Below are 13,398 nucleotides of genomic sequence, written 5' to 3' on the forward strand. Positions count from 1 at the left end.
CCCGTTTCGTTAGTGTCAGTGTCAGCAATCCACGATCGACGAGAAGGCAGGTACCCGTGACTCCTCAGAATCCGGCGACATCCATCGGTCCCACGATGACCTCGGCCACCGCTGGGCTGAACCTCAGCGACTCGGTGTACGAACGCCTGCTCCGCGAGCGCATCATCTTCCTGGGCACCCAGGTCGACGACGACATCGCGAACAAGCTGTGCGCGCAGATCCTTCTGCTGTCGGCCGAGGATCCCACCCGCGACATCTCCCTGTACATCAACTCGCCGGGCGGATCGGTCACCGCGGGCATGGCGATCTACGACACGATGAAGTTCGTCGAGTGCGATGTCGCGACCTTCGCGATGGGCCTGGCGGCCTCGATGGGGCAGTTCCTGCTCTCCGCCGGCACCAAGGGCAAGCGCTACGCCCTGCCGCACGCCCGGATCATGATGCATCAGCCGTCCGCGGGCATCGGTGGTACGGCGAGCGATATCGCGATCATGGCGGAGCAGTTCGCCCACACCAAGCGCGAGATGGCCGAGCTCATCGCCGAGCACACGGGCCAGACGGTGGAGCAGATCACCAAGGACTCCGACCGCGACCGCTGGTTCACGGCGCAGCAGGCGCTCGAATACGGCTTCGTCGACCACGTCGTCTCCCGGGCGCAGCAGGCCGGCGGCACCGGCAACTAGGTCCCGGCCCGATCTGCCCTCACCCCACCGAATTCTTGGAGAAGCGATGACCAACATGTTCGATCCGCGCCAGCTCGGCGGCGCCGCTCCTGCCTCGCCCGCGAGCCGCTACATCCTTCCGTCGTTCATCGAGCACTCGAGCTACGGCGTCAAGGAATCCAACCCGTACAACAAGCTGTTCGAAGAACGCATCATCTTCCTCGGCGTCCAGGTCGACGACGCCTCTGCCAACGACGTGATGGCGCAGCTGCTGGTGCTCGAGTCGCTCGACCCGGACCGCGACATCACCATGTACATCAACTCGCCCGGCGGTTCGTTCACGTCGCTCATGGCGATCTACGACACCATGCAGTACGTGCGCGCCGACATCACCACGGTGTGCCTGGGCCAGGCGGCTTCGGCCGCGGCGGTCCTGCTCGCCGCCGGTACCCCCGGTAAGCGACTCGCCCTGCCCAACGCCCGTGTGCTCATCCACCAGCCGGCGACGGGTGGAATCCAGGGGCAGGTCTCCGATCTCGAGATCCAGGCCGCCGAGATCGAGCGCATGCGCACCCTCATGGAGAACACGCTCGCGAAGCACACGGGCAAGGAGCCCGAGCAGATCCGCAAGGACACCGACCGCGACAAGATCCTCACCGCGGAGCAGGCCGTCGAATACGGTCTGATCGACCGGGTCCTGGAGTACCGGAAGCTCTCGGCCCAGAAGTAGAACGACGCAGGCGGTTCCGGGAGGCCCACCGCCTTCCGGAACCGCCACCGCCGGGACTGTGATCGCCGACACATGCGGTGCTGTACAAATATCACCGGAAACGCGCAGAACCGGTCGACCTGCGCGCCGACATCCGGGTACGGTCGATCAAAGGGCCCGCTCCCCGGGACCGCCTCGTGTGGTGGTTGCGGGACCGGTTGCACGCACACGAGGAAGTAGGGACCTGACTGATGGCACGTATCGGTGACGGCGGAGATCTGCTCAAGTGCTCCTTCTGCGGAAAGAGCCAGAAGCAGGTCAAGAAGCTCATTGCGGGCCCCGGTGTCTACATCTGCGACGAGTGCATCGATCTCTGCAACGAGATCATCGAAGAGGAACTCGCCGAGACCAGCGAGGTCAAGCTCGACGAGCTGCCCAAGCCCGCCGAGATCCGCGATTTCCTCGACAACTACGTGATCGGCCAGGACTCCGCCAAGCGCACGCTGGCCGTGGCGGTCTACAACCACTACAAGCGCATCCAGGCCGGCGACAAGGCTCGCGACTCCCGTGGTGAGACGGTCGAACTCGCGAAGTCCAACATCCTGCTCCTGGGCCCCACGGGCTGCGGCAAGACCTATCTTGCGCAGACACTCGCGAAGATGCTCAACGTGCCCTTCGCGATTGCCGACGCCACCGCACTGACCGAGGCCGGTTACGTCGGTGAGGACGTCGAGAACATCCTCCTCAAGCTCATCCAGGCCGCCGACTACGACGTCAAGCGCGCCGAGACCGGCATCATCTACATCGACGAGGTCGACAAGATCGCCCGTAAGAGCGAGAACCCGTCGATCACCCGCGATGTCTCGGGCGAAGGTGTGCAGCAGGCGCTGCTGAAGATTCTCGAAGGCACCCAGGCCTCCGTCCCGCCGCAGGGTGGCCGCAAGCATCCGCACCAGGAATTCATCCAGATCGACACCACCAACGTCCTGTTCATCGTGGCAGGTGCGTTCGCCGGTCTCGAGAAGATCGTCTCCGACCGCGTCGGCAAGCGAGGCATCGGATTCGGCGCCGAGGTGCGGTCCAAGGCGGAGATCGACACCACCGATCACTTCGCCGACGTCATGCCCGAGGACCTCATCAAGTTCGGCCTGATCCCCGAGTTCATCGGTCGTCTGCCGATCCTCGCGTCGGTGACGAACCTCGACAAGGAATCCCTCGTCCAGATCCTGTCGGAGCCCAAGAACGCTCTGGTCAAGCAGTACGTGCGCTTGTTCGAGATGGACGGCGTCGAACTCGAGTTCTCCCAGGACGGTCTCGAAGCGGTTGCCGATCAGGCAATCCTCCGTGGCACCGGCGCTCGTGGGCTCCGTGCCATCATGGAGGAGGTTCTGCTGCCCGTGATGTACGACATCCCCAGCCGCGACGACGTCGCCAAGGTCGTGGTGACGGCCGAGACCGTCAACGACAACGTTCTCCCGACGATCGTGCCCCGCAAGGCCGATCGGGAGCGCCGCGACAAGAGCGCCTGATCCGTAGAACTCCGACTTTTCCACGAGCGCCCCGGCACGGACAGTGCCGGGGCGCTCGCCGTCGCGGGGCATCGAGTGCGACCTTCACCAGTCCCGCTCACCGGGAGTGGTGAATGTCACTGTGCGTGTGAGATGACACCTTGGCCGCATCTCATGCTCCTGTGTCGGAAGGACTCTCGATGTCGCTGAACCTCGCGGACCTGTTCGAAGCGATCGTCGACGCCGTGCCCGAACGGACGGCGATCGTCTGCGGCGACGAGCGACTCACCTACGGCGAACTCGATGCCGGCGCCAATCGCCTTGCCCACCATCTGGCCGGTGCGGGAGTGGGCGCCGGTGACCACGTCGGTCTGTACATGCGCAACAGCACGGAATTCGTCGAGTCGCTGCTCGCGTGCCTGAAGATCCGTGCGGTCCCGATCAATATCAACTTCCGGTACGTCGACGCGGAACTGGCCTATCTGTTCGACAATGCGGAACTCGTCGCCGTGATAGCCGACGGCGAGTTCGCCGGCACCACCACTGCGGTGCTGCCGCGAACACCCACGGTGCGGCACGTCGTCACCGTCGGATCGGTCGCCGACGTGGAATGGGGCGAGGTCACCGCCGTCGACTTCGGCAAGGCGACGGCCGGAGAGTCCGCCGAGCGCGACTTCCCGGCGCGTAGCGGCGACGATCTGTTCATCATCTACACCGGGGGAACGACGGGGCTGCCGAAGGGCGTGATGTGGCGGCACGAGGACTTCTTCCACGCGGCGCTGTCGGGCGGGAATCCGTTCGGCGAGCCTCACGCCGATGCCGCCGCAGTGGCGGCCGCGGCCGCACAGATGCCGGAGATGACCTGGATGCTCACCGCGCCCCTCATCCACGGTGCTGCCGTGTACAGCATGTTCAGTGGCTTCTGTCTCGGGACGGCGCAGGTGCTGATGCGGGGCTTCGACCCCGTGGAGGTGCTCGGTCTCATTCAACGCGAGCGGGTGATGACGATGACCATCGTCGGCGACGCCATGGCCCGCCCCCTCGCCGACGCGATCTCCGAGCACGGATCCGAGTACGACCTCACCTCGCTGTTCGTGGTGGGCTCCGGTGGTGCGCTGTTCTCTCGCAGCGTTCGCGAACAGTTGTCCTCGTTGCTCCCGAACGTCATGGTGCGCGACAATTTCGGTTCGTCGGAGTCCGGTACGGACGGCGAACTCGCCATCGGGGGCGACGGGACGATGCGTATCGCCCCGAAACCCACCGTGCGTGTCGTCGACGAACGGATGCGCCCGCTCGAGTCGGGTTCCGGCGAGATCGGCTACATCGCCCGCGCAGGGCACGTGCCGCTCGGCTACTGGGGCGATCCCGCGAAGACCGCAGCCACTTTCCCGGTCGTCGACGGCGTGCGCATGTCGGTTCTCGGTGACATGGCCCGGGTCGAGGAGGACGGCACGATCGTCCTGCTGGGCCGCGGATCGATGTGTATCAACACGGGAGGGGAGAAGGTGTTCCCCGAAGAGGTGGAGATGGCCGTGAAGAGTCATCCCGACGTCATGGATGTGCTCGTCGCCGGTGTCGACGACGAGCGTTACGGCCAGAGGGTCGGGGCCGTGATCCAGCCGCGCGAAGGGCACGATGTGCCGTCGCTCGACGAGCTGGCCGAGCACGTCGCCGGACTCATCGCTCGTTACAAGGTTCCGCGGGTGGTCGTCGGCGTGGATCACATCGTGCGTTCTCCTGCCGGCAAGGCCGACTACCGTTGGGCGAAGACGACACTCGAGTCGTCCCGTTAGCGGCACCCCTCGTCCGGATGACGGTCGGGGCCAATCGACTCGGTGGCGAAACGCGCTGCGCGGACGAACATCTCGGTCACGTCGTCGTTCGGGTCGGATCTCCGGCGTCGAACGGTCGAGAGGTGCATCGCACCGATCGTTGCGGCGAGAAACTGCGGCGGGTGGTCGGTGCGTACCTCGTCGCGGGGCGCACCGGCCTGCAGGATGCGGAGCAGTTCGCCGTCCGGCCGCTGCGTGCGCGCATCGCCGAGTTCCGTTGTCGCCATATCCTTCTCGAGCTCTCCGGGGGGGAGATGGTCGAGACATCGCTCACCGGAACGGATGTCCGAAATCCGGGGACGATCGGGCTCGTTTCGTAGAGAGAACTGGAGGCATGGATGGCTACGGACGGTGTGGTACCGGAAGGCGCGGAACAGGAGATCAAGACCACCGAGACCGATCTCGATGCCCTGCGCGAGCAGTTGCAGGACTGGCTCGGCGAGCGTGTCGGGGCGACGGAAGCCCCGCGGGTGTACAACGTGACCCGCCCGACCCACTCCGGCATGTCCAGCATCTCCGTCCTGTTCGATCTCGACTGGAGCCGTAACGGGCAGCAGCAGACGGAACACCTGGTCGTCCGGCTCGCGCCCGAGGAGACGGCGTTCCCGGTGTTTCCCGGCTACGACCTGCAGCGTCAGTTCGACGTCATGGCCGCGGTGCGCGATCACGGCGCGGTGCCGGTGCCCGCGGTGCGGTGGGTGGAGTCCTCCTCGGGTCCGCTCGGCCGTCCCTTTCTCGTCATGGAACGTGCCGAAGGCGATGTGCCGGTGGACAATCCGCCGTACGTCTTCGGCGGTTGGCTCTACGAGACGAACGACGACGAGCGCGCGGCACTGGAGAAGGCCAGCGTGCGAGTGCTGGCGGCGATCCACGCCGTCGACGATCCGGCCTCGCGGATTCCGTCGCTCGCCGGGACGAACGGACTGTCGGGACTGCGACGGCACTTCGAGAACGAACGCGCCTACTACGAATGGACGCGTCGCGAAGACGGTCTGCGCATCCCGGTGCTGGAGAGGGCATTCGACTGGCTCGACGCCCACTGGCCTGCCGAACCGTCGTCCGACGTGCTGTGCTGGGGCGACGCCCGGATCGGGAACATCATGTACGACGGCACGACTCCCGTAGCGGTGCTGGACTGGGAGTCGGCTGCGCTCGCGCCCCGGGAGCTGGACCTCGGCTGGTTCATCTGTTTCCACCGCATCTTCCAGGACATCGCCGAACAGTTCTCGTTCCCCGGCCTCCCGAATTTCCTCCGACGTTCCGACGTGGTGGCGGAATACGAGAAGGCCGCCGGAGTCGAGGTGCGCGACCTCGACTTCTACCTCGTGTACGCCGCGCTGCGCCACGGCATCGTGATGTCGCAGATCGAGCGCCGGCGTATCCACTTCGGTGAGGTGGAACCACACGACGACCCGGACGCGTACGTCCTCCACCGCGACATGCTCGCGCGCTTGCTCGACGAATCCTACGAGTGGGAGAAGTGACCCGATGAAACCAGCTCCGCTCGACGAATTTCCGGTGCACCAGTCACCGCTGTCGATGGGACGGGTGGCGTCCACCGACCGGAACTTCTACGACCGCAACTATTTCAACGCCCACGACCGTACGGGCTCGATCTACCTCATCACCGGTTTCGGCGTCTACCCGAATCTGGGTGTGGTCGACGCCTTCGTCACGGTTCGGCACGGGGATTCCCAGGTAGCGGTCCGGTTCTCCGGCGCTCTCGGGGAGCGGTCCATGGAGAGCGCGGTCGGTGGGTACCGGCTCGAGGTGATCGAACCCTTGCAGAGGATTCGCGTCGTCTGCGAACACGACGAGCTGTCCTGTGACCTCACCTGGGACGGGTCGTTCCTCGCGGTACTCGAAGAGGCGCACATCCTGATGTCGGGTCCGCGCCCCATCCTGGACGCCTCCCGATTCGCTCAGGTCGGGAGCTGGTCGGGCAGCATCTGCGTGCAGGGCAAGGACTTCACGGTCGACCCGGACACCTGGATGGGTACGCGCGATCGCTCGTGGGGCATCCGCCCGGTGGGGGAGCCGGATCCGCAGGGACGCTGGACATACGAGAACCGCGGTGGGCACTACTGGACGTACGCCCCTCTGCGATTCGACGACTTCGCACTCATGGTGATCGTCCAGGAATCGTCCGACGGCCATCGCACGCTCAATCACGCCACACGCGTCTTCCCCGACGGTCGCGTCGAGCAGCTCGGGTGGCCGCGCCTCGAGGTGAACTACCGCAGCGGCACGCGGCACCCCGAATCCGCGCGCATCCACCTCGCCACGCCGGAGGGGAAGCCCCTGGTCGTCGAGGTGGAGAACCTCGGGTCCATCTCTCTGAGCCACGGTGCCGGATACGGCGGCGACCCCGAATGGACGCACGGTGAGTGGCGCGGGGAGAACTGGTCGTCCGCGTCGGTGGTGGATACCACCACTGCGGAGTTCCACGGCCGGTTGCCGTATTCGACGATCGATCACATCGCACGAGCGACGATCGACGGGCAGGTCGGTTGGGGGATGTTCGAGCACGCGGTCATGGGACGGCACGACCCGTCCGGTTTCGTCGGCTGGACGGACATGGCGCCGTAGCGACTGCCGGCCACGAGCACCTCCGACCGAGCAGGCTGCGGTCGGAGGTGCTGTCGTCCTCAGGCGGATGTCCGGTCAACGCAGCTTGATGGTCCCACCGTCGACCATGAGCGTCTGACCGGTCATGTAGGACGCGTCGTCGCTGGCCAGGAAGACTGCGACCCGGCCGACGTCGGCCTGCGGGTCGCCGAAACGGTGCATCGGCGTCTTCGCCAGGAGTGCCTGCTCGACGCCGGGGTGGGCCGCGATGTACGCCTCGATGCCCTCGGTCAACGCCAGAGGAGAGATGACGTTGACGTTGATGCCGTCCGCGGCCCACTCGTTTGCCGCGACCCGGCTGATCGCCCGGATCGCTTCCTTGGCGGCCGCGTACGAACTCTGCGTCACGCTTCCTTCGATACCGGCTCCTGATGCGAAGTTGATCACCGAGCCCTTGTTCGCGGCGAGCTGGGCGTGCGCTGCTTTCATCAACCGGAATGTCGGGTAGAAGCCCGTGCCGAACGACAGGTCGAGCATGTCCTGCGTGGTTTCCAGCAGGGGCGCCTGCCTCGAGACGTGCGCATTGTTGACGAGTACGTCGACCTTGCCGAACTGTTCGACGGCGGTGGCGACGATCGTCTCGGTGGCCGACTCCTCGGAGATGTCCGCGTACGAGAACTTCCCGGCTCCGCCGAGTTCGGCTTCGAGTGCCTCGCCCGCGGACCGGTCGATGTCGACGAACAGGACCCGTGCGCCCTCTTCCGCGAACGCCCGGACGATGCCGCGCCCGATTCCTCCGGCGCCGCCGGTGACGATCGCAACCTTGCCTGCAAGCCTCATGCCGTGTTCCCTTCGTCGTGCGGTGCCGGGTGGTCAGTCGACGGCCAGTGCGACCTTCTCGAGTTCCGCGATGCTGTATGCAGCGTAGGTCTCGTACGGGCCACGACCGGCGAAATACGAGGAAAGCTGCTCGTCGAGTTCCTCGACCGTGAAAGCCGAACCGGCCGCGTCGAAACGGTTCTCGACCTTCGGCGAGGCCATGAGCGCGACCATCTTGCCGTAGACGACGAACACCTGCCCGGTGATCTCCGCGGAGGCCGGGGAGGCGAGATAACTCACCAGAGTGCCGACACGCTCGGGGGCCAGCGGATCGAGTCCGGTCGTGCCGTCGGCTTCACCGAATGCCTCGGCGGTCATCGCGGTGCGTGCGCGGGGGCAGATCGCGTTCGCGGTGACTCCGTAGCGGGCCAGCCCTTGAGCCGTGGACAGGGTGAGCGCCGTGATTCCGGCCTTCGCGGCGGAATAGTTCGGCTGCCCGGCCGAACCGAACAGGAAGGCCTCCGACGAGGTGTTGACGATACGACCGTAGACCGGTCCGCCGGCTGCCTTGCTCGCCTGGCGCCAGTGCACCGCGGCGGCGTGCGATGTGGCGGCGTGACCCTTGAGGTGGACCCGGATCACGTCGTCCCAGTCGGACTCGGTCAGGTTGAAGATCATCTTGTCGCGGATGATGCCCGCATTGTTGACGAGGATGTCGAAGGATCCGAAGGCCTTGACGGACTCCTCGACGAGACGGCTTCCGAGAGACCAGTCGGACACATCGCCGGTCACCGCGATGGCCCGGCCACCGGTGGCGACGATCTCCTCTGCGACCTCGTGTGCCGCGTCGCCCATGTCGTTGACGACGACGGCGGCACCCGCTGCGGCGAGGGCGAGGGCCTCGGCCCGCCCCAGGCCCGCTCCGGCACCGGTCACGACCGCGGCACGCCCGGTCAGGCTCACAGATTCACCCATGCTTCGTCTCCTGTTCGGTTGCCGTGGTCCGTCATCATTCCGCGGCTGAATTAGTATTCATTCTAGTTTGCGGGTGTGTGCGATTCGACTGTCGACACGGTCCCGCTGGATGGGATCGGGTGGACCCCGACCTGTTCCACCTGGAACGTTCGTCGCCGACGACGGGTGGGTGCCGACCGATCACGAAGGGGAGGAGTCGAGCATGCCGAGACTTGCGGAAGTGCGGGATGCGGCCGAGCCGAACTCGGCCGAGCAGCACGCGCGGTACGGCAGGATCATCGATGCCGCAGCGCAACTGGGTGCGGAGAAGGAGCTCGAGCGGGTTCGGATGCAGGAGGTCGCCGAACTTGCCGGGGTCGCCATCGGCACCCTCTATCGGTACTTCCCGTCCAAGACGCATCTGTTCGTCGCGGTCATGGTGGACCAGATCGACCGCATGGGTATTCATCTCTCCAGACGTTCGCGTCCGTCCGCTGCGCCCGCGGACGCGGTCTACGACGCGTTGCTGCAGGCCACTCGGGCGCTGGTGCGAGCACCGCTGCTGGCCAACGCGATGATCCAGTCCGCCGCCTCGTCGAACGCCGCCACCATTCCCGATGTGGCGAAGATCGATCGGCACTTCGACGGACGGCTTCTGGCCGCCGCGGGTATCGACGAGCCGACCGTTCGTGACGTGACCGTCGTGCGATTGCTGGTGGCGCTGTGGTTCGGGCTCGTCCGATCGGCGCTCAACGGCCGGATGTCGATCCCCGAGGTCGAATCCGACCTGCGTGTCGCGTGCGACCTTCTGCTCGTCGATCTGTCCGCCGGCGTGCGCTGACGGGCAGGCCCGGGAATCGAATCCGCAAGGGCTGTCCCGCTCGGTGGGACGGCTCGGAAATCTGCGGTCTGCGTCACTAGAATAAATTTCAATATCCTCGAAGAGCTGGGAGTGGGCATGAGCAACGTCGTCATCGTGGAGGCCGCGCGGACACCGATCGGTCGTCGCCGCGGACAGCTGGCCGGGGTGCATCCCGCGGTGTTGCTCGGCGCCGCCCAGAAGGCCGTTCTCGACCGCACCGGACTGCCCGCCGATCAGGTCGGCCAGATCGTCGGAGGCGCGGTCACGCAGGCGGGGGAGCAGTCCAACAACGTGACCCGCCAGGCGTGGCTCCACGCGGGACTTCCGTACACGACCGCCGCGACGACCATCGACTGCGCGTGCAGTTCGTCGCAGCAGGCCGTCCATATGGTCGCCGGACTGATCGCGTCCGGTCAGATCGATGCCGGAATCGGGTGCGGCGTCGAGGTCATGAGCCGGGTATTCCTCGGTCAGGCCAACGCACCGGGCACCGGCAACCCTTATCCGGACGACTGGTCCATCGACATGGGTGACCAGTTCACCTCCGCCGAGCGGATCGCCGCGAAGCGCGGGATCAAGCGCGACGACGTCGACGCCCTCGGGCTCGAGTCGCAGCGGCGCGCCGCGGCCGCCTGGGCGGAAGGCCGCTTCGACCGCGAGATCGTCCCGGTGCAGGCGCCCGTCGTGACGAAGGAAGGCGAGCCCACCGGTGAGATCGCGACCGTGACCCGCGACGGTGGGCTCCGCGAGACCACCGCAGAAGGGCTTGCCGGCCTCCGTCCGGTGATCGAGAACGGAATCCACACCGCGGGCAACTCCTCCCAGGTCAGCGACGGTGCCGCCGCGGTGCTGCTGATGAGCGAGGACAAGGCACGCGAAGCCGGTCTGCGGCCGCGTGCGCGCATCCTCGCGTCGACCCTGATCGGTTCCGACCCGTACTACCACCTCGACGGCCCCGTCGACGCGACCCGCGCGGTGCTCGATCGAACCGGAATGTCGTTGTCGGACATCGACATCGTCGAGATCAACGAAGCTTTCGCCTCCGTCGTGCTGTCCTGGGCCCAGGTCCACGGAGCCGACATGAGCAAGGTCAACGTCAACGGCGGTGCCATCGCGCTCGGACATCCCGTCGGTTCCACGGGATCCCGGCTGATCACCACTGCCCTGCACGAACTCGAGCGTTCGAACCGTTCCACGGCGCTGGTCACGATGTGTGCGGGTGGCGCCATGGCCACCGCCACCATCATCGAGCGCATCTGACGTCGGACATTCTTCTATCCAAAGGACCGTTCATGACTCTGGGATTGAGTGACGAGGACCGCGAAATCCGCGATTCCGTACGCGGCTGGGCGGCTCGGCACGCGACAGCCGACGTGATCCGCACGGCTGTCGAAGCGAAAACCGAAGCGCGCCCGACTTACTGGAGTTCGCTCGCCGAACTCGGCATGCTCGGACTGCACCTACCGGAAGAGGTGGGAGGTGCCGGATTCGGCCTGCTCGGAACCGCGATCGTCGCCGAGGAACTCGGGCGATCGATGGTGCCCGGCCCGTTCCTTCCGACCGTGATCGTCTCGGCGGTCCTGAACGAGGCGGGGCGTCGTACCGAACTCGACGGACTCGCGGACGGATCGCTGTTCGGTGCGGTGTCCCTGCAGCCGGGGGACATGCGAGTCGTGCGAGAGGGCGACTCCGTCACCCTCTCGGGCACCTCGGGTGTCGTGCTCGGCGGCCAGGTCGCCGATGTGTTCCTGCTCGCGGCCGACGACGACGGCGAGACGGCGTTCGTCGTCGTCACGCGTGATCGGGTCGACGTCGCGCACCTGCCCAGCTACGACGTGGTCCGACGGAACGCCGAGATCACCGTGGACGGCCTGGACCTGTCCGACGGCGATGTGCTGCGACTGGACTCGCAGCGGGTCGTGGATATCGCCGCCACGCTGTTCGCCGCCGAGTCGGCCGGCCTCGCGGACCGGGCCACCACCACCGCGGCGGACTACGCACGGGTCCGCAAGCAGTTCGGACGGGTCATCGGCCAGTTCCAGGGCGTCAAGCACACCGTCGCCCGAATGCTCTGCCTCACCGAGCAGGCGCGCGTCGTGGCATGGGATGCCGCGCGAGCACTCGACGAGAAGACACCCGAGGACGAGGCGTCGCTCGCCGTCGCCGTGGCGGCGTCCATCGCCCCGGAAGCGGCCTTCCAGGTCACCAAGAACTGCATCCAGGTGCTCGGCGGCATCGGCTACACCTGGGAGCACGACGCCCATCTGTACATGCGACGCGCTCAGTCGCTTCGCCTGCTGCTCGGCTCCACGGCATCCTGGCGCCGCCGGGTCGCCCGTCTCACGCTCGGCGGTGCCCGCCGTGTGCTGAGTGTCGACCTGCCGGCCGAGGCCGAAGAGATCCGTGCCGACATCCGCGCAGAGCTCGAGCCGGCCACCTCGCTCGAGGGGGCGGCACGCAAGGCATATCTGGCCGAGAAGGGATACACCGCTCCGCATCTGCCCGCACCGTGGGGCAAGGCCGCCGACGCCGTCACGCAGCTCGTCGTCGCCGAGGAACTGCGGACCGCCGGCCTCGAACCGCACGACATGATCATCGGCAACTGGGTGGTGCCGACCCTGATCGCACACGGCAGCACCGACCAGATCGAGCGCTTCGTCCCGCAGTCGCTGCGCGGGGATCTCGTGTGGTGCCAGCTGTTCTCCGAGCCCGGCGCCGGATCGGACCTCGCGGGTCTGTCCACGAAGGCCGTCAAGGTCGACGGTGGATGGAAACTCGACGGCCAGAAGGTGTGGACGTCGATGGCGCGCGTTGCGGATTGGGGCATCTGCCTCGCCCGCACCGACATGGACGTACCCAAGCACAAGGGCCTGTCCTACTTCCTGATCGACATCAAGAACACCGAGGGTCTCGATATCCGGCCACTGCGGGAGATCACCGGCGAGGCATTGTTCAACGAGGTGTTCCTCGACGGTGTGTTCGTGCCCGACGAGTGCCTCGTCGGTGAGCCGGGCGACGGGTGGAAGCTCGCCCGCACCACCCTCGCCAACGAACGTGTCTCCCTCTCCCACGACTCCTCCTTCGGAGCCGGCTGCGAGGCTCTGGCGACGCTGGCGGAGAACACCCCCGGCGGGCCGGACGACGAACAGCTCACCGTCCTCGGCAAGGTGCTCGGCGATGCCGCGTCCGGTGGCCTCATGGGTCTGCGCACCGCGCTGCGCTCCCTGGCCGGTGCGCAGCCCGGTCCCGAGTCCTCCGTCGCCAAGCTGCTCGGTGTCGAGCACCTCCAGCAGGTCTGGGAGACCGCGATGGACTGGGCCGGCCCGGCCTCTCTGCTCGACGACCAGGACCGCGCCTCGGCCACCCACATGTTCCTCAACGTGCAGTGCATGTCCATCGCCGGCGGGACGACCAATGTCCAGCTCAACATCATCGGTGAGCGGCTTCTCGGCCTGCCCCGCGATCCCGAACCCGGAAAGTGAGT

12 protein-coding genes are annotated in these 13,398 nt (G+C 66.5%); 9 read left to right on the forward strand and 3 right to left on the reverse strand.

Annotation, left to right across the window (positions count from 1 at the left end; genetic code table 11):
- Positions 1–56: 56 nt before the first annotated feature.
- The 4 genes from EQ874_RS08775 to EQ874_RS08790 all read left to right on the forward strand — a co-directional run bounded on the left by EQ874_RS08775 (position 57) and on the right by EQ874_RS08790 (position 4,672).
- On the forward strand, positions 57–683 hold the full coding sequence (locus tag EQ874_RS08775; RefSeq protein WP_016933881.1) for an ATP-dependent Clp protease proteolytic subunit: 627 nt from the start codon (positions 57–59) through the stop codon (positions 681–683).
- Between the two features lie 46 nt (positions 684–729).
- Positions 730–1,392, forward strand: coding sequence for an ATP-dependent Clp protease proteolytic subunit (locus EQ874_RS08780; RefSeq protein WP_064063322.1), 663 nt, complete (start codon positions 730–732; stop codon positions 1,390–1,392).
- Between the two features lie 230 nt (positions 1,393–1,622).
- Positions 1,623–2,900, forward strand: a complete 1,278-nt coding sequence (gene clpX, locus EQ874_RS08785) for an ATP-dependent Clp protease ATP-binding subunit ClpX (protein WP_016933877.1) — start codon at positions 1,623–1,625, stop codon at positions 2,898–2,900.
- Positions 2,901–3,079: 179 nt separating this feature from the next.
- Complete coding sequence (locus EQ874_RS08790) at positions 3,080–4,672, forward strand: acyl-CoA synthetase (RefSeq protein WP_064063402.1); 1,593 nt, start codon at positions 3,080–3,082, stop codon at positions 4,670–4,672.
- On the opposite strand, the gene EQ874_RS08795 is transcribed toward EQ874_RS08790, so the two are convergent.
- The gene (locus EQ874_RS08795; RefSeq protein ID WP_129976553.1) at positions 4,669–4,938 is read right to left on the reverse strand and encodes a hypothetical protein; all 270 of its coding nucleotides are present in this window, start codon (positions 4,936–4,938) and stop codon (positions 4,669–4,671) included. The genes EQ874_RS08790 and EQ874_RS08795 overlap by 4 nt on opposite strands.
- Before the next feature lie 111 nt (positions 4,939–5,049).
- Here EQ874_RS08795 and EQ874_RS08800 point away from each other — a divergent pair, with 111 nt between their 5' ends.
- Together EQ874_RS08800 and EQ874_RS08805 are read left to right on the forward strand one after the other, a co-directional pair.
- Entirely contained in the window at positions 5,050–6,195 is a 1,146-nt protein-coding gene (locus EQ874_RS08800; protein ID WP_106200085.1) for a phosphotransferase family protein, read from the forward strand.
- Between the two features lie 4 nt (positions 6,196–6,199).
- Complete coding sequence (locus tag EQ874_RS08805) at positions 6,200–7,300, forward strand: hypothetical protein (protein ID WP_129976554.1); 1,101 nt, start codon at positions 6,200–6,202, stop codon at positions 7,298–7,300.
- A gap of 75 nt (positions 7,301–7,375) precedes the next feature.
- On the opposite strand, the gene EQ874_RS08810 is transcribed toward EQ874_RS08805, so the two are convergent.
- Positions 7,376–8,119 carry an SDR family oxidoreductase gene (locus EQ874_RS08810; RefSeq protein WP_129976555.1) on the reverse strand — a complete coding sequence of 248 codons (744 nt, stop codon included), beginning with the start codon at positions 8,117–8,119 and terminating at the stop codon, positions 7,376–7,378.
- A gap of 33 nt (positions 8,120–8,152) precedes the next feature.
- Positions 8,153–9,073 carry a 3-oxoacyl-ACP reductase gene (locus EQ874_RS08815; RefSeq protein WP_016934638.1) on the reverse strand — a complete coding sequence of 307 codons (921 nt, stop codon included), beginning with the start codon at positions 9,071–9,073 and terminating at the stop codon, positions 8,153–8,155.
- A gap of 202 nt (positions 9,074–9,275) precedes the next feature.
- Between EQ874_RS08815 and EQ874_RS08820 the strand changes: the two genes are divergently transcribed.
- From EQ874_RS08820 to EQ874_RS08830, 3 genes are all read left to right on the forward strand, one after another.
- Entirely contained in the window at positions 9,276–9,893 is a 618-nt protein-coding gene (locus tag EQ874_RS08820; RefSeq protein ID WP_026003400.1) for a TetR family transcriptional regulator, read from the forward strand.
- Between the two features lie 117 nt (positions 9,894–10,010).
- Positions 10,011–11,174 (forward strand): steroid 3-ketoacyl-CoA thiolase, encoded by a 1,164-nt coding sequence (locus tag EQ874_RS08825; RefSeq protein WP_064063327.1) that lies wholly within the window; start codon positions 10,011–10,013, stop codon positions 11,172–11,174.
- Positions 11,175–11,206: 32 nt separating this feature from the next.
- Positions 11,207–13,396: an acyl-CoA dehydrogenase gene (locus EQ874_RS08830; protein WP_129976556.1), complete on the forward strand. Its 2,190-nt coding sequence runs from the start codon at positions 11,207–11,209 to the stop codon at positions 13,394–13,396.
- The last annotated feature ends 2 nt before the right edge of the window (positions 13,397–13,398 follow it).

Origin of the sequence: Rhodococcus sp. Q1, from assembly GCF_004153645.1 — a bacterium.
In the GTDB taxonomy this organism is placed as follows: domain Bacteria; phylum Actinomycetota; class Actinomycetes; order Mycobacteriales; family Mycobacteriaceae; genus Rhodococcus; species Rhodococcus gordoniae.

Coding starts and splice junctions, on each gene's coding strand:
- EQ874_RS08780 (WP_064063322.1), top strand. CDS start 730: ATGACCAACATGTTCGATCCGCGCCAGCTCGGCGGCGCCGCTCCTGCC.
- clpX (WP_016933877.1), top strand. CDS start 1,623: ATGGCACGTATCGGTGACGGCGGAGATCTGCTCAAGTGCTCCTTCTGC.
- EQ874_RS08790 (WP_064063402.1), top strand. CDS start 3,080: ATGTCGCTGAACCTCGCGGACCTGTTCGAAGCGATCGTCGACGCCGTG.
- EQ874_RS08795 (WP_129976553.1), bottom strand. CDS start 4,938: ATGGCGACAACGGAACTCGGCGATGCGCGCACGCAGCGGCCGGACGGC.
- EQ874_RS08800 (WP_106200085.1), top strand. CDS start 5,050: ATGGCTACGGACGGTGTGGTACCGGAAGGCGCGGAACAGGAGATCAAG.
- EQ874_RS08805 (WP_129976554.1), top strand. CDS start 6,200: ATGAAACCAGCTCCGCTCGACGAATTTCCGGTGCACCAGTCACCGCTG.
- EQ874_RS08810 (WP_129976555.1), bottom strand. CDS start 8,119: ATGAGGCTTGCAGGCAAGGTTGCGATCGTCACCGGCGGCGCCGGAGGA.
- EQ874_RS08815 (WP_016934638.1), bottom strand. CDS start 9,073: ATGGGTGAATCTGTGAGCCTGACCGGGCGTGCCGCGGTCGTGACCGGT.
- EQ874_RS08820 (WP_026003400.1), top strand. CDS start 9,276: ATGCCGAGACTTGCGGAAGTGCGGGATGCGGCCGAGCCGAACTCGGCC.
- EQ874_RS08825 (WP_064063327.1), top strand. CDS start 10,011: ATGAGCAACGTCGTCATCGTGGAGGCCGCGCGGACACCGATCGGTCGT.
- EQ874_RS08830 (WP_129976556.1), top strand. CDS start 11,207: ATGACTCTGGGATTGAGTGACGAGGACCGCGAAATCCGCGATTCCGTA.